General features: G+C 52.5%; 22 protein-coding genes. 2 read left to right on the forward strand and 20 right to left on the reverse strand.

Annotated elements, in window-relative coordinates; translation table 11 throughout:
• Window positions 1-37: 37 nt before the first annotated feature.
• The 3 genes from pstA to pstS form a co-directional block, all read right to left on the reverse strand.
• The gene (pstA, locus tag RW65_RS01550; RefSeq protein WP_039054889.1) at window positions 38-928 is read right to left on the reverse strand and encodes a phosphate ABC transporter permease PstA; all 891 of its coding nucleotides are present in this window, start codon (window positions 926-928) and stop codon (window positions 38-40) included.
• Entirely contained in the window at window positions 928-1,887 is a 960-nt protein-coding gene (gene pstC / locus RW65_RS01555) for a phosphate ABC transporter permease PstC (RefSeq protein WP_039054890.1), read from the reverse strand. Before pstC ends, pstA begins: the two co-directional genes overlap by 1 nt.
• A 124-nt stretch (window positions 1,888-2,011) precedes the next feature.
• The gene (gene pstS / locus RW65_RS01560) at window positions 2,012-3,052 is read right to left on the reverse strand and encodes a phosphate ABC transporter substrate-binding protein PstS (protein WP_039054892.1); all 1,041 of its coding nucleotides are present in this window, start codon (window positions 3,050-3,052) and stop codon (window positions 2,012-2,014) included.
• 386 nt (window positions 3,053-3,438) lie between these two features.
• Here pstS and RW65_RS01565 point away from each other — a divergent pair, with 386 nt between their 5' ends.
• Complete coding sequence (locus RW65_RS01565) at window positions 3,439-3,825, forward strand: kinetochore Spc7 family protein (protein WP_039054893.1); 387 nt, start codon at window positions 3,439-3,441, stop codon at window positions 3,823-3,825.
• A gap of 145 nt (window positions 3,826-3,970) precedes the next feature.
• Here the strand turns inward: RW65_RS01565 and RW65_RS01570 are convergent, their stop codons facing one another.
• The 4 genes from RW65_RS01570 to glmU form a co-directional block, all read right to left on the reverse strand.
• Window positions 3,971-4,294, reverse strand: a complete 324-nt coding sequence (locus RW65_RS01570) for a DUF3592 domain-containing protein (protein WP_039054894.1) — start codon at window positions 4,292-4,294, stop codon at window positions 3,971-3,973.
• Between the two features lie 12 nt (window positions 4,295-4,306).
• Window positions 4,307-6,565 carry a type VI secretion system Vgr family protein gene (locus RW65_RS01575; protein WP_039054895.1) on the reverse strand — a complete coding sequence of 753 codons (2,259 nt, stop codon included), beginning with the start codon at window positions 6,563-6,565 and terminating at the stop codon, window positions 4,307-4,309.
• A gap of 225 nt (window positions 6,566-6,790) precedes the next feature.
• Window positions 6,791-8,620, reverse strand: a complete 1,830-nt coding sequence (glmS, locus tag RW65_RS01580; RefSeq protein ID WP_039054897.1) for a glutamine--fructose-6-phosphate transaminase (isomerizing) — start codon at window positions 8,618-8,620, stop codon at window positions 6,791-6,793.
• A gap of 181 nt (window positions 8,621-8,801) precedes the next feature.
• Window positions 8,802-10,169 carry a bifunctional UDP-N-acetylglucosamine diphosphorylase/glucosamine-1-phosphate N-acetyltransferase GlmU gene (gene glmU, locus RW65_RS01585; protein WP_039054898.1) on the reverse strand — a complete coding sequence of 456 codons (1,368 nt, stop codon included), beginning with the start codon at window positions 10,167-10,169 and terminating at the stop codon, window positions 8,802-8,804.
• A gap of 344 nt (window positions 10,170-10,513) precedes the next feature.
• Here glmU and RW65_RS01590 point away from each other — a divergent pair, with 344 nt between their 5' ends.
• Window positions 10,514-12,631 carry a right-handed parallel beta-helix repeat-containing protein gene (locus tag RW65_RS01590; RefSeq protein ID WP_039054899.1) on the forward strand — a complete coding sequence of 706 codons (2,118 nt, stop codon included), beginning with the start codon at window positions 10,514-10,516 and terminating at the stop codon, window positions 12,629-12,631.
• A gap of 333 nt (window positions 12,632-12,964) precedes the next feature.
• Here RW65_RS01590 and RW65_RS01595 read toward each other — a convergent pair whose 3' ends face one another.
• The 13 genes from RW65_RS01595 to asnC form a co-directional block, all read right to left on the reverse strand.
• Entirely contained in the window at window positions 12,965-13,384 is a 420-nt protein-coding gene (locus RW65_RS01595; RefSeq protein ID WP_039054900.1) for a F0F1 ATP synthase subunit epsilon, read from the reverse strand.
• A gap of 20 nt (window positions 13,385-13,404) precedes the next feature.
• Window positions 13,405-14,787: a F0F1 ATP synthase subunit beta gene (gene atpD / locus RW65_RS01600; RefSeq protein WP_039054901.1), complete on the reverse strand. Its 1,383-nt coding sequence runs from the start codon at window positions 14,785-14,787 to the stop codon at window positions 13,405-13,407.
• Window positions 14,788-14,813: 26 nt separating this feature from the next.
• Window positions 14,814-15,677, reverse strand: a complete 864-nt coding sequence (gene atpG / locus RW65_RS01605) for a F0F1 ATP synthase subunit gamma (RefSeq protein ID WP_039054903.1) — start codon at window positions 15,675-15,677, stop codon at window positions 14,814-14,816.
• Window positions 15,678-15,727: 50 nt separating this feature from the next.
• Window positions 15,728-17,269 (reverse strand): F0F1 ATP synthase subunit alpha, encoded by a 1,542-nt coding sequence (gene atpA, locus RW65_RS01610; protein ID WP_039054904.1) that lies wholly within the window; start codon window positions 17,267-17,269, stop codon window positions 15,728-15,730.
• A gap of 12 nt (window positions 17,270-17,281) precedes the next feature.
• The gene (gene atpH, locus RW65_RS01615) at window positions 17,282-17,815 is read right to left on the reverse strand and encodes a F0F1 ATP synthase subunit delta (protein ID WP_039054905.1); all 534 of its coding nucleotides are present in this window, start codon (window positions 17,813-17,815) and stop codon (window positions 17,282-17,284) included.
• Between the two features lie 13 nt (window positions 17,816-17,828).
• A complete protein-coding gene (gene atpF / locus RW65_RS01620) occupies window positions 17,829-18,299 on the reverse strand; it encodes a F0F1 ATP synthase subunit B (RefSeq protein ID WP_017458044.1) in 471 nt (156 codons plus the stop codon).
• 58 nt (window positions 18,300-18,357) lie between these two features.
• Complete coding sequence (gene atpE, locus RW65_RS01625; RefSeq protein WP_007369368.1) at window positions 18,358-18,597, reverse strand: F0F1 ATP synthase subunit C; 240 nt, start codon at window positions 18,595-18,597, stop codon at window positions 18,358-18,360.
• 48 nt (window positions 18,598-18,645) lie between these two features.
• On the reverse strand, window positions 18,646-19,464 hold the full coding sequence (gene atpB / locus RW65_RS01630) for a F0F1 ATP synthase subunit A (protein WP_039054906.1): 819 nt from the start codon (window positions 19,462-19,464) through the stop codon (window positions 18,646-18,648).
• 8 nt (window positions 19,465-19,472) lie between these two features.
• Entirely contained in the window at window positions 19,473-19,853 is a 381-nt protein-coding gene (gene atpI, locus RW65_RS01635; protein WP_039054907.1) for a F0F1 ATP synthase subunit I, read from the reverse strand.
• Between the two features lie 617 nt (window positions 19,854-20,470).
• Window positions 20,471-21,094 (reverse strand): 16S rRNA (guanine(527)-N(7))-methyltransferase RsmG, encoded by a 624-nt coding sequence (gene rsmG / locus RW65_RS01640; protein ID WP_039054908.1) that lies wholly within the window; start codon window positions 21,092-21,094, stop codon window positions 20,471-20,473.
• 54 nt (window positions 21,095-21,148) lie between these two features.
• Window positions 21,149-23,038: a tRNA uridine-5-carboxymethylaminomethyl(34) synthesis enzyme MnmG gene (gene mnmG / locus RW65_RS01645; RefSeq protein WP_039054909.1), complete on the reverse strand. Its 1,890-nt coding sequence runs from the start codon at window positions 23,036-23,038 to the stop codon at window positions 21,149-21,151.
• Window positions 23,039-23,409: 371 nt separating this feature from the next.
• Window positions 23,410-23,859, reverse strand: a complete 450-nt coding sequence (gene mioC / locus RW65_RS01650; protein WP_039054910.1) for an FMN-binding protein MioC — start codon at window positions 23,857-23,859, stop codon at window positions 23,410-23,412.
• A gap of 119 nt (window positions 23,860-23,978) precedes the next feature.
• Window positions 23,979-24,437: a transcriptional regulator AsnC gene (asnC, locus tag RW65_RS01655; RefSeq protein WP_039054911.1), complete on the reverse strand. Its 459-nt coding sequence runs from the start codon at window positions 24,435-24,437 to the stop codon at window positions 23,979-23,981.
• Between the last annotated feature and the right edge of the window lie 70 nt (window positions 24,438-24,507).

The following is a 24,507-nucleotide window of genomic DNA, read 5'->3' on the forward strand; positions in this document are numbered from 1 at the left end:
TCCTCAACTCGACGCCGCCTTCGCCGCGTCGCAAAAATTAACCGTGTTTACTCTTCGCGAAGATAACGCGCGCCAGAATATTCAACAGCAGTACGCAGAGAGTGATAATCAGCACCCCGGCCCAGGCCAGCTGCTGCCACTCGGCAAACGGGCTCATAGCGAATTTGAAAATCGTCACCGGCAGGTTAGCAATCGGCTGCATCATATCGGTGCTCCAGAACTGATTGGAGAGCGCCGTAAACAGCAGGGGCGCCGTTTCACCGGCGATACGCGCAACGGCCAGCAGCACGCCGGTCATAATCCCGGAAACCGACGCTTTCAGGGTAATCGCGGAGATCATCTTCCACTTCGGCGTGCCGAGGGCGTAAGCCGCTTCGCGCAGGCTGTCCGGCACCAGTTTCAGCATGTTCTCGGTGGTACGAATAACGATCGGCACCTGTAACAGCGCCAGCGCAATCACCCCCGCCCAGCCGGAGAAGTGCTGCATTTGCGCCACAACAATGGTGTAGACAAACAGGCCAACCACAATCGACGGTGCTGAGAGCAGAATGTCGTTGATAAACCGGATTACTTCCGCCAACAGCGATTTACGGCCATATTCCGCCAGATAAATCCCCGCCAGAATCCCCAGCGGCGTACCGACCACCGTTGCCCAGAGGATTAACAGACCGCTACCCGCCAGGGCGTTAGCCAGCCCGCCGCCCGCCGTATTCGGCGGCGGCGTCATTTCGGTAAACAACGCCAGCGACATGCCATCAAAGCCGCGCGTAACCGTCGAGAGCAGGATCCAAATCAGCCAAAACAGACCGAACGCCATGGTCGCCATCGACAGCGTCAGGGCAATGCGGTTTTTAAAACGGCGGCGCGCCTGCATTTTGCGACGCGATTCGACCAGCTGTGCGGTGCCTTGCATTTCAATCGTAGCCATTAGCGTGCCCCCTCGTTTTTCGTCAGGCGCATAATCATAAATTTGGAAATGGCCAACACGATAAAGGTGATCACGAACAGGATCAGGCCCAGCTCCATCAATGCCGCCACATGCAGCCCCGATTCGGCTTCGGCAAATTCATTCGCCAGCGCGGAGGTAATACTGTTACCCGGCATAAACAGCGATGCGCTGTCGAGCTGGTAGGTGTTACCGATGATAAAGGTGACCGCCATGGTTTCACCCAGCGCGCGTCCCAGGCCGAGCATTACACCGCCAATCACCCCGTTTTTGGTAAAGGGCAATACGATGCGCCAGATAACTTCCCAGGTGGTGCAGCCGATACCGTAGGCCGACTCTTTCATCATCACCGGCGTTTGTTCGAAGACATCGCGCATTACTGCCGCGATGTAGGGAATGATCATAATGGCGAGGATCACCCCGGCGGCCAGAATACCGATGCCGAATGCCGGCCCGGAAAAGAGCGCGCCAACAAAAGGAATATTGGAAAGGACGTTGCCCACCGGTTCCTGAAAGTAGGTGGCAAACAGCGGCGCGAAAATAAACAGCCCCCACATGCCGTATACAATACTTGGGATCGCCGCCAGCAGTTCAATCGCGATCCCCAGCGGGCGCTTCAGCCAGTTTGGCGACAGCTCCGTCAGGAACAGGGCGATACCAAAACTCACCGGTACGGCGATCAGCAGCGCAATGAACGAGGTGACAAGGGTGCCGTAAATCGGTACCAGGGCACCGTAGACGTCATTGGGCGCATCCCACTCTTTGGTCCACAGGAAAGAGAAACCAAACTTTTGAATGCTTGGCCATGAGGAGAAAATCAGGGACACAATAATGCCGCTGAGCAGCAATAAAACAATCAGCGCAGCCAGTCTGACCAGTGCGCTGAAAAAGATGTCGCCTTTTTTACCCGGTGGGTTAAATGCCGGCTTGGTTGCAGCCATAAATTACTCTTCAGTTTAACGTCTTACGAATTTGCCCATGCTTACTTATGCTTGCCGGGCCTACAGCGGATCTGTAAGGCGGATGGTGTAAGCGCCATCCGCCATGGTGTTCAAAAACGTGTGATTAGTACAGTGCTTTACCGCTGCTGTCTTTCACATTGGTTTTCCAGGCCGCGCGTACTTGTTCAACCACGCTATCCGGCAGGGAAGCGTAATCGAGATCGTTAGCCTGTTTCGCGCCTTTTTTGTAAGCCCAGTCAAAGAATTTCAGCACTTCAGCGCCCTGTTCAGGTTTCGCCTGCTCTTTGTGCACCAGGATGAAGGTGGTGGAGGTGATTGGCCACACATCCGCGCCTTTCTGGTTGGTCAGATCCTGGGCGAAAGATTTGCTCCAGTCGATATCTTTGGCCGCGTTGGAGAAGCTGGTTTCCGTCGGGCTAACCGCTTTGCCATCGGCTGACATCAGTTTGGTATACGTCAGGTTGTTCTGCTTAGCGTAAGCGTATTCAACATAGCCGATAGAACCCGGCAGACGCTGAACGAATGCGGCGATTCCGTCGTTACCTTTACCGCCCAGACCGGTCGGCCAGTTAACGGTAGAACCAGAACCGACTTTCGATTTCCACTCTTCATTCACTTTCGCCAGGTAGCTGGTGAAAACGAAAGAGGTACCGGAACCATCGGCGCGACGCACGACGGCGATATTCTGCGCAGGCAGTTTCAGACCCGGGTTGAGTTTGGCGATGGCCGCGTCATCCCATTTTTTGATATTGCCCAGATAGATATCACCCAGGGTTTTGCCATCCAGCACCAGCTCACCGGATTTCACGCCCGGTACGTTGATAGCCAGCACGATACCGCCGATTACGGTCGGGAACTGGAACAGGCCTTCCTGCGCCAGTTTGTCATCAGCCAGCGGAGCGTCGGAGGCACCGAAATCCACGGTTTTAGCGGTAATTTGTTTTACACCACCGGAAGAGCCGATACCCTGATAGTTAACTTTATTGCCCGTCTCTTTCTGGTAGGTATCCGCCCATTTGGCGTACACCGGTGCAGGGAAAGTTGCACCCGCGCCCGTCAGGCTGGCCGCTGCGTTAACAGCAAAAGCACTCAGAGAAAAGGTCGCGGCGACAACAGTTGCGACAGTGGTACGCATAACGTTCATAATGTCTCCTGCAGGGATCGTAAATCGTTGTTTGAGTTGCTACTGGGAGCAAAATAGGACACTTTGATGACAGTTATATGCAAAGATTGTTACTGTTTGATGACAGCCTCAACGTTTTACTGCGCTATCTCTTAATTAGTTGATAAACATATAAATTATCTGACAAATTTACATAACCGATATGTAAAGGTTTTCATTTTATGAAAACGTACAAGAGGTTTCAAAACACCGGGACGAATGCAACGTTATTAGTAGTAATTCCTCTTTCGCGCATCCTGCGAACGTGCTTTCATTTATCAGCGTCTTAAAAAGCGCGCGTCAATTCGACATCTATCCATGCTGTGCAAACATATTGAATACTACGTAACCAATATTAAGGAACAATGATGCGCAAATCGGTTGTTTTCCCTGCAGCACTGTTAAGTCTTCTCCTGTCTCTTTCCACTCAAGCCAATGCGAAGGAAATAGCCTTAGGTAATGGGAGTTTATCCAACGATCCGATCCTGGTTCTCTCCCAACAAAGATCGGATGTAATAACAATCGTACCCTCATCGCAGTTGAACACTGCTGACCTAATCAATATTCAAGAGAAATTCCCTGAGCAACAAAAAGATATAGGGAATATGAAAAGCAAGCTTGAGGATATCGAACGAGAAAGAGATGAATTGAAAAGAGATAATGAAAACTTAAGCCGCAAAGTGGATGATATGCAGCGCAGCATCGATGGACTGGAAAGGTCGCTAAATGAATTGAGCAGCAAAGTTAACAAATAACGATGCCGCTCCTGGGTGACACATTTTCCCTGTCCGATGGGGAAAAAGTGTCACCGCTATTCAGGTCTGGCTAAAACCAGGTTATCACGCAGACCTGGCAAAGATTTAACAGGACAGCTGCTGCGTAACCCGCCTACGCGTTGAACTACTTATCAAAGATAAAAAGAATATGGCGGTCGTCGAGGTACTTGATATCGACGTTTTGCCCTTTTTGCATTTTTGACGCGTAGAAAGCCGCGATTGTCTCAGTGCCCGCCACTGCACGCGTGAGGCTTCCATCGTGGACCGCCAGCCGGTAGCGAATATTTAAGGTCCCGTTATCATTGGAGCTGATATAGGTGACATCTTCGATGGTGGCCTGCAATTCTCGCCCGTGGGTCTGAATACGGTGATCGCGATTAAACAGATACACGATGTAAGCAATCATACCGACAATAAAAACGACAGAAAAAACGATGGCAATTTTCATTCCGCTCATCCCTTACATAAACATCGTTAAACCATGGACCGAAGCCATCACCTGACCGTATTGCATCATCGCTTTACCAAATTCAACGCGACCATCATGAGACGCTAAATCGAAAGCCGATTTATCAAACTTCAGGCCCGTTAAAGCTACCTTACTGATGGCCGAAACGGTAAACGAAGAGGCTTCCGTGACCACTTTCAGGGCGGTGAAATCAAACGAGAAGAGCGAGGCAGACTCTTTATGATCTTTATATTCAAAGGCATGGGGCGTTTTCACATGCACTTTTTCTGCACTCTCAATGGTGATCACTTTTGGCGAATAGATTTTCGCTCCGCCGTTAATGGTCTGGTTCCACTGACCTTCTATTGTGGTCACGCTGTTGCCCTGAATGGCCTGCGTCAGGTGCTGTGAAATATGCTCTTCGCGCGAGCCGGTAATGGTCGATTTTACGCCGCTATCAAAGGTATAGCTCACTGATTCAGTCACATGCTGAAAAGCGGTTCCTTCAATTTCCTCTTTTCTGCCGCCTTTGATCGCTACCGTTTCGCCACCGCTGGTGACGGTTTTCTTACGGCCATTGGTGACGGTAAGCTCTTCACCGTTTTTTACCGTGCGGGAATCTTTATCTTCCACCAGCACCGTGCGCGTCGCATGGTATTTGAAATCGGCTTTTTTCGTCACCTCATCGCTGAGTTCTCCGGCAACCGTCAGGCTTCTGTTACCGCCGACGGTTATCACCTGATTGTTCTCCACGGAGATATTCATATCCTTTTCCGCATGCATATCGACCCGCTCAACCCCAAGCTTATCTTCGAATAACAGATAGCTGGCGTTATCGCAGCTGCCGGTTTTGGAACGGGTCATAAATCCCATTACCGTGGCCGCGGCAGGTAACGCCCAGGGTGGCATATTGGCATCGTTATAGACGCGCCCGGTGACGATAGGGCGGTCGGGATCGCCATTAATAAAATCAATCACCACTTCATCACCGACGCGCGGAATTTGTACCCCGCCAAATCCCTGGCTCGCCCACGCGCTGGAGACGCGCACCCAGCAAGAACTGGTTTCATCATTATTACCCAACCGATCCCAGTGAAACTTCACCTTGATACGGCCATATTTATCGGTCCAGATTGTCTCACCCGCGGGGCCAACAACGCGGGCGGTTTGCGGACCATAGGTGCGTGGCCAGGGGGTTTTCTGCGCCGGGCGATACACCAGCGACGCGGGAATTACACTAAAGCTAATAAGCCGCGAGCTTGCGCCATCATCGCCGCTGGCATAACGGTTTTCCTCACACTGCAGCCAGGTTCTCGTGACCAGATAGCTGCCATTATCCTCAGGATAAGGCGCGTGGGTGAGCTGGAAACGGCGCCCGGTAGCAATACCGGTTGCCGTGGCGGTAGCGGTAATTTGTTGATGCTCAACCTGCCAGCGCTCCTGCTTGATACGGGCATAATATTCCCCGTCATTCTGTTCAACAAAACGCCCCGGCCATTCATAGACATCGATTTTACCCGGCGAAGGTGAGGCCGGATTCTGCCGCGCCTGAAACAGCCAGGCGTTGGGTTTGCGGAAATCATAATCTTCCGTGCTGAACAGGCCCGGCGTGACCCTTTCTTGCATCGACCACTGGCTGATGCCTTCATAATCTGCCACACCGCCCGCCGTCGTCTGAATATAGGGAATCAGCTCATATCCGGGAGCGGTAGGGAAAACAGAACCTGCATCTGTAAGCACCAGCGTATGGCTATCGGGCGCGTGGCGGAAATACCAGCTAATCCCTTCAAGCTCCATCAGGCGGCTAATAAAATCGAGGCTGCTCTCCTGGTACTGCACGCAATAATCCCAGATGCGGTAACTTTGCGTCAGCTGAGAATCTATTTTCACACCCTGTTCTGCCAGCATCGTCTGTACAATTTGCGGCACCGTCTGCGCCTGAAAGATGCGCATATTGCGCTCCAGCCGCATCGGCCACAGATCCGACTCCAGGGTGACTTGCCAGGCGGCATAGCGCTCACCGGAAAGCTCCACGGAAGAGACCGCCACGCTGGTGATCTTGCCATTGAGATAGCGTATCGCAGCCTGCCCCGGTGCCGGGATTTCAACGGTCAGCGGCTGCCCAAGCAGCTTCCCTCTGTCGAGCCTGCCATCTTCACCGAGCAGCGTGAGGGTATATTCAAAAGGTTCTGAAAGGGATTCACTGCCAGCCATTTTCCAGAAAAGCAGATCGGGCGCGGCGGCCAGTTTTACCGTGATGCGGGAAAGCATGGGAATTCTCCGGTAGGGAACAGGATGATTAACGGCTTGCGAAGCGGGGGAAACAGCACGAAAACCTATAGTCGTCGCCGTACTGCGCGCGGAAGAATTCAGGAATGGTTTGCTTAGGGATAGACATAAAAAAATCCGGTATGCTTTTTTTCAAAAGCATATCCGGACTTATTTACACTCCGATTAACGTCAACGCCCCTGACGGGAAATGACGCCAGTTTCGGATTATTCCACCGTTACAGATTTCGCCAGGTTACGCGGCTGGTCCACGTCGGTGCCTTTAATCAGCGCCACATGATAAGCCAGCAGCTGCAGCGGCACGGTATAGAAAATAGGCGCAATCGCTTCTTCGACATGCGGCATCTCGATAATGTGCAGATTGTCGCTGCTGGTGAAACCGGCATCCTGATCGGCGAAGACATACAGCACGCCGCCGCGGGCGCGCACTTCTTCGATGTTGGATTTCAGTTTTTCCAGTAACTCATTGTTCGGCGCGACAACAATCACCGGCATATCCGCATCAATCAACGCCAGCGGGCCATGTTTCAACTCGCCTGCGGCATACGCTTCTGCGTGAATATAGGAGATCTCTTTTAACTTCAGCGCACCTTCCAGCGCGATCGGGTACTGATCGCCACGGCCGAGGAACAGCGCATGATGTTTGTCAGAGAAATCCTCCGCCAGCGCTTCGATGCGTTTATCCTGCGACAGCATCTGTTCAATACGGCTCGGCAGCGCCTGCAAACCATGCACAATGTCGTGCTCAATAGACGCATCCAGCCCTTTCAGGCGGCTCAGTTTCGCCACCAGCATCAGCAATACGGTGAGCTGCGTAGTAAAGGCTTTGGTGGAGGCCACGCCGATTTCGGTCCCGGCTTTGGTCATCATCGCCAGATCCGATTCCCGCACCAGCGACGAGCCAGGGACGTTACAAATCGCCAGCGAACCTAAATAACCGAGCTCTTTTGACAGGCGCAGCGCCGCCAGCGTATCCGCCGTTTCACCGGACTGCGACAGGGTGATCATCAGGCTGTTGCGACGCACCGCGGATTTGCGGTAGCGGAATTCAGAGGCGATTTCGACATCGCACGGCACGCCCGCCAGCGCTTCAAACCAGTAGCGTGAAACCATACCGGAGTTGTAAGAGGTGCCGCAGGCGACGATCTGGATATGTTCAACCTTTGCCAGCATATCGTTGGCGTTCGGCCCCAGTTCACTCAGGTCCACTTCGCCGTGGCTGATGCGACCGGCCAGCGTGTTTTTGATGGCGTTCGGCTGCTCATAGATCTCTTTCTGCATGTAATGGCGATAGATACCTTTATCGCCAGCGTCGTATTGCAGATTGGATTCAATCTCCGGGCGTTTTATCTGCGCGCCGGATTTATCAAAAATGACCACGTTACGGCGGGTCACTTCGGCGATATCGCCCTCTTCGAGAAAGATAAAGCGACGGGTAACCGGCAGCAGCGCCAGCTGATCGGAAGCAATAAAGTTTTCACCCATGCCGAGGCCAATCACCAGCGGGCTACCAGAGCGCGCCGCCAGCAGGACTTCTGGATTACGGCTATCCATGATAACCGTGCCATAAGCGCCGCGTAGCTGCGGGATGGTGCGCAGTACCGCTTCGCGCAGCGTGCCGCCCTGTTCAAGCTCCCAGTGCACCAGGTGAGCGATAACTTCGGTATCCGTTTCAGAAACAAATACATAGCCGCGTTCTTTTAACATTTCACGCAGCGGTTCGTGGTTTTCGATAATACCGTTATGCACCACGACAATGTGGTCAGAAACATGGGGATGCGCGTTGCCTTCCGACGGTTCGCCGTGGGTTGCCCAGCGGGTGTGAGCAATACCGGTGCCGCCATGCAGCGGGTGTTCTTCCGCCGCCTGGGAGAGCATCTGCACTTTACCGAGGCGACGCAGGCGGGTCATACGACCTTGCGCGTCAACCACTGCCAGGCCGGCAGAGTCGTAACCACGGTACTCCAGACGACGTAAACCTTCGAGAAGGATTTCAGCTACATCACGTTGCGCGACTGCGCCAACAATTCCACACATAGTTTTTGATTCCGATTTTGGCGTTATGCCATATGTTGTCGGTCAACCTGTATACACCGGATGTATCATCCGGTGTCTGTGTCCGATTTACGGACGCCCCGAGCCTTGTAGAGAGTGGGGTTATTTTTATAGTTACTGCAGTGTGGGCGGAGGAATTATCTTTCCCCTCATCCCGAATTCGTTACTTCTTCACCGGGCGACGCCAGCCTTGTTTATGCACCTGCGGGACACGGCTTAATACCAGTTCGTTCTCCGCGACATTACGCGTCACAGTAGTGCCTGCGGCAATCGTTGCGCCGTTGGCAACCGTCACCGGTGCGACCAGCTGGGTATCTGAACCAACAAACACATCGTCGCCAATAATGGTTTTATGTTTGTTCGCGCCATCATAATTACAGGTAATAACGCCAGCGCCGACGTTCACGTTGTCGCCGATCTCCGCATCACCCAGATAGGTGAGATGACCCGCTTTCGAGCCTTTACCCAGACGCGCTTTTTTCATTTCGACAAAGTTGCCAACGTGCGCGCCTGCTAATAATTCTGCGCCCGGACGCAAACGTGCGAACGGCCCGATGGTGCATTCAGCCTCCAGACGCGCATCTTCAACCACGCTATAAGGGCTGATTTCGCAATCATCACCAATTACGCTGTTCTTCAGGATGGTGCCCGCACCGACCTTCACGCGATCGCCAAGCGTAACGTGACCTTCAATGATGACGTTAGCATCGATCTCGACATCCCGCCCATGCTCCAGCGTACCGCGCAGATCGAAACGCGCCGGATCGCGCAGCATTACGCCCGCCAGCAGCAATTTTTCCGCTTGTTCAAGCTGGTAAGCCCGCTCCAGACGGGACAGCTGAAGGCGGTTATTTACGCCTTCAACTTCACTCAGGCGCTGCGGATGAACGGCAACAATTTCACGCCCTTCCTGGAAGGCCAGCGCAATAATATCGGTGATGTAGTATTCACCCTGCGCATTGTTATTGGTGAGCTTACCGAGCCAGCGTTTTAAATCCCCACCGTTGGCGATCAAAATGCCGGTATTGATTTCATTAATCTTACGCTGCTCGTCGCTGGCATCTTTCTGCTCAACAATGCCCGTCACCGCGCCGTTTTCACGAGTGATACGGCCATATCCCGTTGGATCGTCCAGCACGACCGTTAATAAACCGATGCCGCCTTCGGGTTTGGCGGCGCGAAGACGTTCCAGCGTTTCCAGGGAAATCAGCGGCACATCGCCGTAGAGCATCAATATCTCTTCGTCATCGGCAAAGAACGGCGCGGCCTGCTGCATCGCGTGGCCTGTACCGAGCTGTTCAGCCTGCAGCACCCAATTCAGTTTATCGTCACTGAGACGTTGTTTAAGCAGATCGCCGCCGTGTCCGTAAACGAGATGAACATGGTTTGCGCCAAGAAGCGTAGCAGTATCAATGACATGCTGAACCATCGCCTTCCCGGCAAGAGTATGCAGCACTTTGGGGAGATCGGAATACATGCGTGTACCTTTGCCCGCTGCAAGGATCACCACGCTCATTTTTCTGTTCAACATACGTGTCCTGACTTGATTTTGGGAAAGAAGTTAACCTCTTTCGCGTTGAAAATTCTACATATTTTGCCGCACGAAATGGGCTGCCCATGAAACGTACAACAATCACATTTCCCGGCCATTTAACGGCGGTTTGCAGGGCAGAGTAAAGCAGTTTACCGCTGAAAAGTAGCGCCATTGTTTGTACTGCGTAATTCATACAATGAGTTAGCTATTTTTTTTCATCCTGAATAAAGATCGCTAAAAAATAAAACAGTGTTTTATTCATCAAAGAGTGTGACGTATAAAAAAGAAACAGTGTTTCAAACTGTTGATAATGTCGGGCAATAATTACTCAGGAGAATAAAATGAATTATAAAATATCTCTGGCCCTTACCGTTTGCAGCTCGCTTATTTCGGCCACAGCGCTGGCCGCACCGGCACCTGTGTGGAAAGCAATTACCTTTGGCCAATCTACCGACGTCAATTTTTCATCGAACGTGCTGGCGGAAAAAATCGGCGTTAACGATGTCACTATCGACGGTAAAAAGCTTTCTACCTCGGATGAGGCAGATTTAAGCAAACCTGTTACCGTTGAAAGCCGCGGCGGCAAAATTGCCAACTCCCACGATGGGCTAACATTTTTCTATACCACGCTTCCTGGCGAGGAAAATTTTGTTCTGCAGGCAACCCTTACCGTTGAACAGTTCGGGCCGGAAAACGGTGCCAAACCTGCCGCTCAGGAAGGGGCAGGTTTGTTGGTGCGTGATGTGATCGGTACGCCGCGCCAGCAGCCGTTGAAAGAGGGTTATGAAGAGTTTCCTGCTGCGTCGAATATGGTGATGAACGCCATTATGACGCAGGATAAGAAAGATAATGTTCGCGTCAAAATGCAGGCTATTACCCGCGAGGGCATCAGCCAGCCGTGGGGCAATGCGGGTGCGGCTATCTCGAAACAAAGCTATCACGAAGAGATCGATCTTCGCCAGACGCCAACGTTTCGCCTGAAACTGGAACGCACCAATGATGGGTTTATCAGCGCCTGGGCTCCGCAGGGCAGCGATCAATGGGTGAGCAGTAGCGTACCGCATGCCGATCTGATTTCAGTACAAAATAAAGGGCACTATTACGTCGGTTTTTTTGCTTCACGTAACGCCAAAATTATCGTCAGCGATGCCTCACTCACCACCAGCAAAGCGCGGACGGTTGCTTCTGCGCCCTGGCAGCCTAAACCGTTACCGCTGGTGGTCCAAATCGCCTCGCCCGCACAAAGTATCGGTGATGCCTATACGGTACAGGCCCGCGCGAATACCGATGGTTTATTTAGCGTGCGGCTGAATGAAGTGGTGATCGGTAATGAAAAACCGGTAAAAGCGGGAGAGATGTATACGCTTCCCACCACGCTTGGGGCGGATAATCTCTTTTCCGTGACCTTTATTCCGAGCAGCGGTAACGAGACAGCGCCTGCCACGCAAACCTTTAAAGTTGATCGGGTGGCCGGAACCCCCTCACCAGAACTGTATGCCGCCGCCGACGGGAAACCTGACGGTGAAGGCACCGCTACGTCACCGCTTGATTTGCCCACCGCCATTGCTCTGCTTGCGCCCGGCGGGACAATCCATCTGCAAGCAGGAGAATATGCCCGGACAGACATTCCCCTTACTGCCAGCGGTCTGCGCGATAAAATGAAAACCCTGCAGGCGCAGGGAAAAGTGGTGATCCGCGGTTTGCTGCTGGATGCCAGCTACTGGCATATCAACGGTATTACGGTAACGGACAAAAGCCTGCGTATTCAGGGCAGCCATAACCTGATTGAAAAGGTGGTGGCCTCGCACAATGACGATACGGGCATTCAAATTTCCTCACCAGAAAACGTCGGCCGCCCGCTATGGGCCAGCTATAACCGGGTTGTCGATTCTGAATCCTCGGGCAATGAGGATCCGGGGAAAATCAACGCCGACGGTTTTGCCGTGAAGATGCGCGTCGGCGAGGGCAACCAACTGGAGCGATGCTACGCACATGACAATATCGATGACGGTTTTGATTTGTTTAACAAGATAGAAGACGGAGCCAACGGCGTTGTGGTGATCGAGAATTCTATTGCCCGCAACAATACCAGTAACGGCTTCAAGCTGGGGGGAGAAGGGCAGCCCGTCGCGCATCAGGTGCGTAACAGCAAAGCGATAGGCAATCATCTGGACGGTTTTACCGACAACTTTAACCCCGGTGCGCTGGTGGTTGAGAACAATATTGCGGTAGATAACCAACGCTTTAACTTTATCTTCCGCCCAAGCCCGTACGGCAAGCCGTCCACGCAGGGGATCTTTAGCCGTAATAAATCCGTGCGCAGCGTGCCGGGACGTTATGACGATGCGGTGGTCGGGAATATAGATGAGACGAATTATTTTATTACGCAAGGGCAGAGCGTAAACCGTAAAGGCGAGATGCTGGATAGCGGGGCGGAACTGGCAGAACTGAAGAAGTAGCAGATGGCGCTCGCTTATCACACTACGGTAAGCGTGGCGCCACTCAGCAGATCAGCAATTAATGATTGAACGTACCGAAAGAGATGTTCATGTTGCTGAAGAGAGCGATGATTTTGTTGATCAGTTTCATGGTGGTATCCTGATTTTTTAAGGTTGATTATGTGACTTACTTCACAAAAAGAAGTCTACTCCTCAAATTTTAACCGATCAACATTTTTGTGACGCATATCACATAAAAATTAAACTGCCTTTTCAGTTTCAAATTTTTCGAAACCAAAGCATAAAAAAAGCCAGCCTGGAAACCAGACTGGCTTTTTAACGTTCAAGCCGGTGTTACATCGCTTTTTTAGTCAACTCGATAACACGCAGTTTCGCGATGGCTTTCGCCAGCTCCGCAGACGCCTGAGCGTAATCCACGTCACCGTGAGAGCCTTTAATGTGCTCTTCTGCTTTACGCTTCGCTTCCAGGGCTCGCGCTTCGTCGAGATCCTGGCCACGAATAGCGGTATCAGCCAGAACGGTCACGCTGCTCGGTTGCACTTCAAGAATGCCGCCGGACAGATAGATAAACTCTTCATGACCGAACTGTTTAACGATGCGGATCATACCAGGCTTAATGGCGGTGAGCAGCGGTGCGTGGCCAGGGAAAATCCCCAGTTCACCTTCGCTACCCGTTACCTGGATTTTCTCGACCAGACCAGAGAACATCTGTTTCTCTGCGCTGACGACGTCCAGGTGGTAAGTCATTGCCATATCACCCTCCGATTAAGGCGTTAAAGTTTTTTGGCTTTTTCCACTGCTTCTTCGATGGAACCAACCATGTAGAACGCCTGCTCCGGCAGGTGATCGTATTCGCCTTCCATAATGCCTTTAAAGCCACGGATGGTGTCTTTCAGGGAAACGTATTTACCCGGAGAACCGGTAAACACTTCCGCTACGAAGAACGGCTGGGAGAGGAAGCGCTGGATCTTACGAGCACGCGCTACCACCAGTTTATCTTCTTCAGACAGCTCATCCATACCGAGGATGGCGATGATGTCTTTCAGTTCCTGATAACGTTGCAGCAGAGACTGTACGCCACGCGCGGTGTCGTAGTGTTCCTGACCAACCACCAGCGGATCCAGCTGACGGCTGGTGGAGTCCAGCGGGTCAACGGCCGGGTAGATACCCAGAGACGCGATCTGACGGCTCAGTACCACGGTTGCGTCAAGGTGCGCAAAGGTGGTGGCTGGCGACGGGTCAGTCAAGTCATCCGCAGGTACGTATACCGCCTGCACGGAGGTGATAGAACCGGTTTTGGTGGAGGTGATACGTTCCTGCAGAACGCCCATCTCTTCCGCCAGCGTCGGCTGGTAACCTACCGCTGAAGGCATACGGCCCAGCAGTGCGGATACTTCAGTACCGGCGAGGGTGTAACGGTAGATGTTGTCCACGAACAGCAGAACGTCACGACCTTCGTCACGGAACTTCTCAGCCATGGTCAGGCCGGTCAGCGCAACGCGCAGACGGTTTCCCGGCGGCTCGTTCATCTGGCCGTAAACCAGGGATACTTTATCCAGAACGTTAGAGTCGGTCATTTCGTGGTAGAAGTCGTTACCCTCACGAGTACGTTCACCCACACCCGCAAACACAGAGTAACCGGAGTGCTCGATCGCGATGTTACGGATAAGCTCCATCATGTTTACGGTTTTACCTACGCCCGCACCACCGAACAGACCAACTTTACCGCCCTTGGCGAACGGACACATCAGGTCGATAACTTTGATGCCGGTTTCCAGCAGTTCCTGAGAGCTTGAAAGCTCTTCATAGGAAGGTGCCGCGCGGTGAATAGCCCAACGCTCTTCTTCACCGATGTCGCCTTTCATGTCGATCGGCTGACCGAGCACGTTCATGATACGACCCAGTGTAGCTTTACCTACCGGGACTTCGATCGGGTGCGCAAGGTCGGTGACATCCAGACCACGACGCAGACCGTCGGAAGAACCCATGGCGATGGTACGTACGATACCGCCGCCGAGCTGCTGCTGAACTTCCAGCACCAGCGTCTCGTTACCATTTTTAACCTCAAGAGCATCGTACACGCGCGGTACGGCATCCTGAGGGAATTCGACGTCAACTACGGCGCCGATTACCTGGACAATTTTTCCAGTAGCCATCATGAATCCTCTACGAATTAACCTGGTTATACCGCGGATGCACCACCGACAATCTCGGTGAGTTCCTGAGTAATGCTGGCCTGACGAGCTTTGTTGTATACCAACTGCAGCTCTTTAATCAGGCTGCCGCCATTGTCGGTCGCGGCTTTCATCGCCACCATACGTGCGGCCTGCTCGCTGGCCAGGTTTTCCACAACACCCTGGTAAACCTGAGATTCAACATAACGACGCAGGAGGGTATCCAGCAGCGCTTTTGGATCAGGTTCATACAGATAATCCCACGCTTTATGCTTCAACTCTTCGTCTTCTGCAGCCGGTAATGGCAGCAGCTGAACGATGGTTGGTGCCTGAGACATGGTGTTGATAAATTTGTTGCTAACAATATAAAGCTTGTCGAGACGACCTTCGTCGTAGGCCTGCAGCATCACTTTTACCGGGCCGATCAGTTCTGACAGAGACGGGTTATCCCCCATGCCAGTCACCTGAGCGACGACGTTGCCGCCTACGGAATTAAAGAAAGAGACGCCTTTAGAGCCGATCATCGCGAGTTCGCTCTGAACGCCTTTATCAGACCATGCTTTCATATCCGCCAGCACTTTTTTGAACAGGTTAATGTTCAAACCACCGCACAGACCACGGTCGGTCGACACCACCAGGTAGCCCACGCGTTTAACGTCGCGTTCTTCCAGGTAAGGGTGCTTATATTCCAGATTCCCTTTCGCAAGGTGACCAATCACTTTGCGCATGGTTTCTGCATAAGGACGGCTGGACGCCATGCGATCCTGCGATTTACGCATTTTGGAAGCGGCGACCATCTCCATCGCTTTAGTGATCTTTTGCGTGTTCTGGACGCTTGCGATCTTACTACGTATCTCTTTTGCGCCGGCCATGAGCTTCTCCTCAATGCCTTGCGGCCTGCCCTAAGACAAGCCGCCAGACGTTACCAGGACTGGGTTGCTTTGAAGGAATCGAGGAGGCCTTTCAGCTTGCCTTCGATTTCATCGTTATAGCCACCGGACTGGTTAATCTCTTGCATCAGCGGAGCGTGATCACGGTCAGCGAAAGCCAGCAGAGCGGCTTCGAAGCTACCGATTTTCGCCAGTTCCACATCTTCGAGGTAACCGCGTTCAGCCGCGAACAGCACCAGGCCCTGTTGTGCAACAGACATAGGGGCATACTGTTTCTGTTTCAGCAGCTCGGTCACTTTCTGACCGTGGCTCAGCTGTTTACGGGTTGCTTCATCCAGATCGGAAGCGAACTGCGAGAACGCCGCCAGTTCACGATACTGCGCCAGCGCGGTACGAATACCACCGGACAGTTTCTTGATGATCTTGGTCTGCGCTGCACCACCCACACGGGATACGGAGATCCCCGGGTTAACCGCCGGACGAATACCGGAGTTAAACAGGTTGGTTTCCAGGAAGATCTGACCATCGGTAATCGAAATTACGTTAGTCGGAACGAACGCGGAAACGTCACCCGCCTGGGTTTCGATGATCGGCAGCGCGGTCAGAGAACCGGTTTTGCCTTTCACTTCACCTTTGGTGAAGTTCTCAACGTATTCAGCGTTTACGCGGGATGCGCGCTCCAGCAGACGAGAGTGGAGATAGAATACGTCGCCCGGGAATGCTTCACGTCCTGGCGGACGACGGAGCAGCAGGGAAACCTGACGGTAAGCGACAGCCTGTTTGGACAGGTCATCGTAAACGATCAGCGCATCTTCACCACGGTCGCGGAAGTATTCACCCATTGCGCAACCGGCATACGGCGCCAGGTATTGCAGTGCGGCAGATTCAGAAGCGGTCGCCACAACAACGATAGTGTTGGACAGCGCGCCGTGCTCTTCCAGTTTACGCACCACGTTAGCGATGGTGGACGCTTTCTGGCCGATAGCGACGTATACGCATTTGATACCGGAATCACGCTGGTTGATGATCGCATCGATCGCCATCGCGGTTTTACCGGTCTGACGGTCGCCGATGATCAGTTCACGCTGACCACGGCCGATTGGGATCATGGCGTCAACGGATTTATAACCCGTTTGTACCGGCTGATCGACGGACTGACGATCGATTACGCCCGGTGCGATAACTTCGATTGGTGAGAAGCCATCGTTATCAACCGGACCTTTACCGTCGATCGGCGCGCCCAGGGTGTTGACCACGCGGCCAAGCAGGCCACGGCCAACCGGAACTTCCAGGATACGGCCAGTACATTTTACCGTCATGCCTTCGGCAAGGTCGGCGTACGGACCCATTACCACCGCACCTACAGAGTCGCGCTCCAGGTTCAGTGCGATAGCGTAACGGTTACCCGGCAGAGAGATCATCTCGCCCTGCATACATTCGGCCAGGCCGTGAATGCGGATAACGCCGTCACTTACAGAAACAATAGTACCTTCGTTGTGCGCTTCGCTCACAACACTGAACTGAGCAATGCGCTGCTTGATCAGTTCGCTGATTTCGGTGGAATTCAGTTGCATGCTCCAGTCCCCTTAAGACTGCAAGACGTCTGCAAGGCGTTCAAGACGGCCGCGTACGCTGCCATCAATGACCATATCACCCGCACGGATGATTACGCCTGCCATTACAGACTTATCGATATTGCAATTCAGCTTAACTTTGCGTGACAGACGTTTTTCCATCGCGGCACTAATCTTCGAAAGCTGTTCTTCACTCAGTGCGGTCGCGGAGGTCACTTCGACTTCAGCGATAGCCTCGCTGGCTGCGCGCAATTGAATAAACTGCTCAAGAACATCAGGAAGCGCCTTAATACGACCGTTTTCAGCCATTACCCGAATCAGGTTCTGACCTTTGTCGTCAAGTTGCTCCCCACAGACTGCGATAAACGACTTAGCGAGCGTTTCCGGCGCTAACGCGCCGGAGATGAGCTCTGCCATGTCTTCATTTTTCGTCACCTCGGCGGCGAACACCAGCATATCCTGCCAGTGGTCAACGCTCTGAGTTTCGACGGCAAAGTCAAAAGCTGCTTTGGCGTAGGGGCGAGCTACCGTTACAAATTCAGACATCAGCCCCTCCTCCTTACAGTTCAGCGACCAGTTTATTCACGATGTCGCTGTTAGCAGCTTCATCCACGGAACGCTCGATGATTTTCTCGGCGCCGGCTACTGCCAGCAGAGCCACTTGTTTACGCAGCTCTTCGCGGGCACGTTTGCGTTCGGCGTCAATTTCCGCCTGCGCCTGCGCCACGATTTTGGTACGTTCCTGCTCGGCTTCTGCTTTTGCTTCGTCCAGGATCTGAGAACGGCGTTTGTTCGCCTGTTCAATGATTACCTGAGCTTCAGCTTTCGCTTTTTTCAGCTGGTCGGTCGCATTGGCCTGTGCAAGGTCAAGGTCCTTTTTAGCTCGTTCTGCGGAAGCGAGACCGTCAGCAATTTCTTTCTGACGTTTTTCGATGGCAGCCATTAACGGCGGCCATACGTACTTCATGCAGAACAGAACGAACAGGACAAACGCGATGGCCTGGCCGAGGATTGTTGCGTTTAGATTCACAGCACAATGCCTCTTATCTGGTTAACGTTCTAAACAATTGCTTGTAAAGCAACCCTTACTACGCGACAGCAAACATCACGTACAGACCCAGACCCACAGCGATCATCGGGATAGCATCCACCAGACCCATTACGATAAAGAACTGAGTACGCAGCAGAGGAATCAGATCCGGCTGACGCGCTGCGCCTTCCAGGAATTTACCTCCGAGGATGCCGATACCGATCGCAGCACCGATTGCCGCCAGACCCATCATCACAGCGGCAGCCAAGTACAGCAGATCCATATTCAGGTTTTCCATGACAGTCTCCAGTTTGTTTCAGTTAAAACGTAGTAGTGTTGTTAAAAATCAGTGCTCTTCGGATGCCATCGACAGATAGACAATCGTCAGAACCATGAAGATAAAGGCTTGCAGCGTAATGATCAGGATGTGGAAAATGGCCCAGGGCACATTCAGAATCCACTGTGACCACCACGGCAGAAGACCCGCGATCAGAATGAAAATCAACTCACCCGCGTACATGTTGCCGAACAGTCGCAGACCGAGAGAAACCGGTTTGGACAGCAGGCTCACGCCCTCAAGGATAAGGTTTACCGGAATAAATACCGGATGGTTGAACGGCTGGAGAGTCAGCTCTTTAGCGAAACCGCCAATACCCTTCATTTTGATGCTGTAGAACAGAATCAGGATAAACACGCCCAGCGCCATCGACAGGGTGATGTTGACGTCCGCAGACGGCACCACGCGCAGTGCAGGCAGCCCCAACACATGCTCACCGATGTACGGCAGCAGGTCGATAGGCAGTAAATCCATCAGGTTCATCAGGAATACCCAGACGAAAATCGTCAGGGCCAGCGGGGCGATAAGCTTGCTTTTGCCGTGGTACATGTCTTTGACGCTACCATGAACAAAACCAATCACCAGCTCAATCGCCGTCTGGAGTTTCCCCGGGACGCCGCTGGTGGCTTTTTTCGCTACGCTACGGAATATCACCAGGAACAACAGACCCAGAACCACTGAGAAAAACATGGAGTCGATATTCAGCGTCCAGAAGGTGGCCGGGGGGTTATGCGGATCCACCAGCGAGAAGGTACGCAGGTCGATCTGAAGGTTATTCAGATGGTGACCTATGTATTCCTGCGGTGTTGAGATTTCTCCTGCAGACATGATGCCTCTTACCCTTTGTTGTTAATTACAGCAGGCGCCAGTATCTGAACGACCAGCACCGAAACCCACGTGACTATCAGCGGCAAAAAAGCCACCTTGAAAACCGCCAGCGCCATCACCAGTAGCACGAATGTCATCAACACCTTGAGCGCTTCACCGAGGGCGAAGGTCCAGGCCACACGGCCTTTAGCGGGTGTATGCGCCTGATGACGCCAGGCAAAAATCATGAACAACACATTCGGCAGTAACACTGCCATACCTCCGCACACGGCGGAAATGCCCCAGAAGGGGTCTTTGAGGCTAAACAGCAATCCACTTGCCATTACCGCCAGAAACTGAGTAAGCAGAAGCTTGCGAGCAACGTTGCGACTATAGAGCGACACAGACATGACGTTTATTAACTCCTGCTCCCTATGGGGTATGCCGCGAGTCGTATAAAACGTCCTTTAGGTCCCGGAGTCAAGCTTCAAAAAGCGGTCAAATTATACGGTGCGGTCTCGTGATTTCAAACAATAAGTAGCAAAAAGGTGAATAAATGTTTAAATAATTTTCCCGGGGGCTATTTTTCAAATTTTATGGAAACTGTGAACCTTTGGGCAAAAGTGGTAATAACGCGAAAAACCTGACGATAAAGCGTGCACTCGGTCACAAAATAAACATTTAGGCCTCTGTCCTGTTTAACGCTTGAATATTTTGATACTTTTCATCGTTTTGAAATTAAAGCTATTTTTTTACAACTCTTTTTAAAAAAGCCCTGTCTACGTTAAAAACGTTTTATTGACATTTTTAATAATTATTTAACATCATTTTTTGCTTCTGGAAGCGGATTTTTAGCGGGCTGATATTTTCAATGTTGATTATTTTATCTGTTAATAAAATTCTCATCGTTAAATGTCAGAAAAATCCTGGTAAAAATTCGGTTAAATGTAACTGAACGTATCACCCTTTTTGCTGCCGTTTTTTAACATCTTTACAACCGCACGAATGATACATTTTTTGATAAAAATTAAACTTTATTTGCCTTAACGACCACCAGATGACGCTCGCCATCCAGATGCGGAACGGACAGTTTGACAACACTTTCCACGTTTAAATCAGCGGGTAACAGCGCAATCTCCTCTTCCGGCACCAGGCCTTTAAGGGCATAGAAGCGCCCGTCAGCGCCGGGCAGGTGACGACACCAGGCCACCATATCGTTGAGTGACGCGAATGCACGGCTGATAACGCCATCAAAAGGCGGTTCGGCAGGGAAATCCTCGACGCGGCTCTGCACCGGTTCGATATTCTCTAGTTTTAGCTCGTGCTGAACCTGACGTAAAAAACGTACGCGTTTACCAAGGCTATCGAGCAGGGTGAAGTGGGCTTCAGGACGCACGATAGAGAGCGGGATCCCCGGCAATCCAGGTCCAGTGCCGACGTCGATAAAGCGCGAACCCTGCAGGTAAGGCGCAACCACAATGCTGTCGAGGATATGGCGAATCAACATCTCGTTGGGATCGCGTACCGATGTCAGATTGTACGCTTTGTTCCATTTGTGCAGCAGTTCGACGTAGGCTACCAGCTGCTGTTGCTGGCTTACGGACAACGAAATGCCTGCTTCTTCGAGCAGACGAGAGAGTTTGTTAAGCACGATTGTTACCTGTGGAATTAAGCTACCCGGTAAAGACCGGGCAGCTACTTAAGATTAGGCGCTGCGGCGCAGCATACCTTGTTTTTTTAGCCAGACCAGCAAAATGGAGATGGCCGCCGGGGTGATCCCCGAAATGCGCGATGCCTGGCCAATGGACGATGGCTTATGATCGTTAAGCTTGGCGATCACTTCATTGGACAGGCCATTCACCTGACGATAATCCAGCGTGGCCGGCAGCAGCGTGTTCTCATTGCGCTGCTGCTTTTCGATCTCATCCTGCTGACGGGCGATATAGCCTTCGTATTTCACCTGGATTTCCACCTGCTCGGCGGCCTGGCGATCGTCAAGGCCCGGTGCAAACGGTGCGATCTGCACCAGCTGCTCGTAGGTCATTTCCGGACGGCGCAGCAGATCCTCACCGCTGGCTTCACGCGACAGCGGGGCGGTAAGATGCGCGTTAACCGCAGGGGCATGTTCAGACGCCGGGGAAACCCACTGGGATTTCAGGCGCTGACGTTCACGCTCGATAGTTTCCAGCTTCTGGTTGAAACGCGCCCAGCGCTCGTCATCCACGAGTCCCAGCTCACGACCCGCCTGGGTCAGGCGCAGATCGGCATTGTCTTCACGCAGCATCAGGCGATATTCCGCCCGGGAGGTAAACATGCGGTACGGCTCTTTAGTACCCAGCGTGCAGAGATCGTCCACCAGCACGCCAAGGTAAGCCTGATCGCGACGCGGTGCCCAGCCCTCTTTTTCCGCCGAGAAACGTGCGGCATTAAGCCCTGCCAGCAGCCCCTGAGCGGCGGCTTCTTCGTAACCTGTGGTGCCGTTGATTTGGCCGGCGAAGAACAGACCGTGGATAAATTTGCTCTCCAGCGTCGGTTTCAGATCGCGTGGGTCGAAGAAATCGTACTCAATGGCGTAGCCAGGACGAACAATCTTCGCGTTTTCCATCCCCTGCATCGAGCGGACAATTTGCATCTGTACATCGAACGGCAGGCTGGTGGAGATGCCATTCGGGTAAATTTCATTGGACGTCAGACCTTCCGGCTCGAGGAAAATCTGGTGCTGATTGCGATCGGCAAAGCGCATCACTTTATCTTCGATCGACGGGCAGTAACGCGGGCCGATCCCTTCGATCACCCCGGCATACATCGGGCTGCGATCGAGGTTATTGCGGATCACATCATGGGTTTTTTCATTGGTGTAGGTGACGTAACACGGCACCTGACGCGGGTGTTGCGCCACGTTACCCATAAACGAGAAGACCGGCATCGGGTTATCACCGTGCTGCTGCGCCAGCACGCTGAAATCGATCGTGCGGGCATCAATGCGCGGCGGGGTACCGGTTTTTAGACGACTCACACGCAGCGGCAGCTCACGCAGACGGCGCGACAGCGGAATTGACGGCGGATCGCCTGCACGGCCGCCGCTGTAATTATCCAGGCCAATATGGATCTTACCGTCGAGGAAGGTACCAACGGTCAGCACTACCGCTTTTGCACGGAATTTGAGACCCATCTGCGTTACCGCGCCCACCACGCGATCGTTTTCGACGATCAGATCTTCCACCGCCTGCTGGAAGATCATCAGGTTCGGCTGGTTTTCCAGCGCCGTACGTACCGCCTGTCGGTAAAGCACCCGGTCGGCCTGGGCACGAGTAGCGCGCACCGCCGGGCCTTTGCTGGCGTTTAGTATCCTAAACTGAATACCGGCCTGATCGATCGCTTTCGCCATCAGCCCGCCAAGCGCATCCACTTCTTTTACCAGGTGTCCTTTCCCAATACCGCCGATCGCCGGGTTGCAGCTCATCTGCCCCAGCGTGTCGATATTGTGTGTCAAAAGCAGAGTCTGCTGACCCATACGCGCTGCGGCCATCGCGGCCTCAGTGCCTGCATGACCCCCGCCAATGATAATGACGTCAAAAGGATCCGGATAAAACATGGTGGTATGCCTCGCCTGAGCGGTTAGAAATTGGATTGAAGCCTGGGCCGTGGATTCTACTCAACTTTAGCCCAGTGAGAAAGGATCGGATCCCGGCTATTAAAAAGAAGATCTTCTAACTTGAGAGATCTGTTCTGTTATGATCTCTTATTACGATCGAGGATCTCTGTGGATAACCCGGATCATCACTTTAAGATCAATTCATTAGGCACGATCATTAACTGTGAATGATCGGTGATCCTGCAGCGTATAAGCTGGGATCAAAATGGCTAGTTATACACAGGTCAAAAACTGACGCAGGGTTATTCAGGGATAACTACCGGTTGATCAGTGCTTTTAAGTATAGTTATCCACATCTGATCGCTCGATCTTTAAGCGTTATTGAGTAAATTAATCCACGATCCCAGCCATTCTTCTGCCGGATCCTCCGGAATATCATGCTCAAGGATGTTGATCCTGAGGGTTTCACCGATCTGTTTTGCCCCCGATGCCTTTAATGAGGCATCCAGTTTTTCGATGGCCTGACAGAAGGTGTCATATTCCCGGCTGCCGATACCAATCGCACCGAAGCGAACCTGAGAGAGATCCGGTTTCTGCTCATTGATATCATCTAAAAACGGCTGCAAATTCTCCGGCACATCGCCTGCGCCATGGGTTGAGCTGATCACCAGCCAAATCCCCTGCGCAGAGAGATCCTCTAATAGCGGACCATGCAGCGTCTCGGTACTGAAACCCGCGTCTTCCAGCTTTTCCGCCAGATGTTCCGCCACGTATTCCGCGCCGCCAAGGGTACTGCCGCTAATAAGAGTGATGTCTGCCATAAAGTCCCGCTCCGTTTTATTCGCCCTGCGGCGACAAAGAGGGGAGCATTGTACGCTGTGAATCGGCTGGGATCTACCTGTGGATAATATGGGTATTGTTTGCGGATGAAAACGCCCGGTTAAGGGCGGATGGTACGCATGATCGGGTTTTGCAGGGAGATCAATGTCTCTGTGGATTGGATTTCATCAATGGTTTGGATCTTGTTGATAAGTACCTGCTGCAGGGCGTCGATCGAACGGCACATTACCTTAATAAAGATACTGTAGTGGCCGGTGGTGTAATAGGCCTCGGTTACCTCTTCGAGGCTTTCGAGTTTCGCCAGCGCCGAGGGGTAATCTTTCGCGCTTTTCAAAATAATGCCGATAAAACAGCACACGTCGTAACCCAGCTGCTTTGGGCTGACGTCGATGCGGGCACCGGTGATGATGCCCGCTTGCTTCATCTTTTCTACGCGTACGTGAATGGTACCGGGGCTGACGCCAAACTGCTTAGCCAGTTCGGCATAGGCGGTACGCGCGTTGGCCATCAGTGCCTCGAGGATGCCGCGATCCAGATTATCGATCTGATAATTTTCCATAGGGTTTTCTTATGAGTAATAACGATTCTGACTATTTTAGCCTGCTATTTTAACGGATCAAAAGCGCTGA

The sequence above is a fragment of the Enterobacter sp. Bisph1 genome (assembly GCF_000814905.1).
Taxonomy (GTDB): domain Bacteria; phylum Pseudomonadota; class Gammaproteobacteria; order Enterobacterales; family Enterobacteriaceae; genus Kosakonia.

Bases quoted from the DNA above. Each gene is read 5' to 3' on its own strand.
- pstA (WP_039054889.1), bottom strand. From the start codon at position 928: ATGGCTACGATTGAAATGCAAGGCACCGCACAGCTGGTCGAATCGCGT.
- pstC (WP_039054890.1), bottom strand. From the start codon at position 1,887: ATGGCTGCAACCAAGCCGGCATTTAACCCACCGGGTAAAAAAGGCGAC.
- pstS (WP_039054892.1), bottom strand. From the start codon at position 3,052: ATGAACGTTATGCGTACCACTGTCGCAACTGTTGTCGCCGCGACCTTT.
- RW65_RS01565 (WP_039054893.1), top strand. From the start codon at position 3,439: ATGCGCAAATCGGTTGTTTTCCCTGCAGCACTGTTAAGTCTTCTCCTG.
- RW65_RS01570 (WP_039054894.1), bottom strand. From the start codon at position 4,294: ATGAAAATTGCCATCGTTTTTTCTGTCGTTTTTATTGTCGGTATGATT.
- RW65_RS01575 (WP_039054895.1), bottom strand. From the start codon at position 6,565: ATGCTTTCCCGCATCACGGTAAAACTGGCCGCCGCGCCCGATCTGCTT.
- glmS (WP_039054897.1), bottom strand. From the start codon at position 8,620: ATGTGTGGAATTGTTGGCGCAGTCGCGCAACGTGATGTAGCTGAAATC.
- glmU (WP_039054898.1), bottom strand. From the start codon at position 10,169: ATGTTGAACAGAAAAATGAGCGTGGTGATCCTTGCAGCGGGCAAAGGT.
- RW65_RS01590 (WP_039054899.1), top strand. From the start codon at position 10,514: ATGAATTATAAAATATCTCTGGCCCTTACCGTTTGCAGCTCGCTTATT.
- RW65_RS01595 (WP_039054900.1), bottom strand. From the start codon at position 13,384: ATGGCAATGACTTACCACCTGGACGTCGTCAGCGCAGAGAAACAGATG.
- atpD (WP_039054901.1), bottom strand. From the start codon at position 14,787: ATGGCTACTGGAAAAATTGTCCAGGTAATCGGCGCCGTAGTTGACGTC.
- atpG (WP_039054903.1), bottom strand. From the start codon at position 15,677: ATGGCCGGCGCAAAAGAGATACGTAGTAAGATCGCAAGCGTCCAGAAC.
- atpA (WP_039054904.1), bottom strand. From the start codon at position 17,269: ATGCAACTGAATTCCACCGAAATCAGCGAACTGATCAAGCAGCGCATT.
- atpH (WP_039054905.1), bottom strand. From the start codon at position 17,815: ATGTCTGAATTTGTAACGGTAGCTCGCCCCTACGCCAAAGCAGCTTTT.
- atpE (WP_007369368.1), bottom strand. From the start codon at position 18,597: ATGGAAAACCTGAATATGGATCTGCTGTACTTGGCTGCCGCTGTGATG.
- atpB (WP_039054906.1), bottom strand. From the start codon at position 19,464: ATGTCTGCAGGAGAAATCTCAACACCGCAGGAATACATAGGTCACCAT.
- atpI (WP_039054907.1), bottom strand. From the start codon at position 19,853: ATGTCTGTGTCGCTCTATAGTCGCAACGTTGCTCGCAAGCTTCTGCTT.
- mnmG (WP_039054909.1), bottom strand. From the start codon at position 23,038: ATGTTTTATCCGGATCCTTTTGACGTCATTATCATTGGCGGGGGTCAT.
- mioC (WP_039054910.1), bottom strand. From the start codon at position 23,859: ATGGCAGACATCACTCTTATTAGCGGCAGTACCCTTGGCGGCGCGGAA.
- asnC (WP_039054911.1), bottom strand. From the start codon at position 24,437: ATGGAAAATTATCAGATCGATAATCTGGATCGCGGCATCCTCGAGGCA.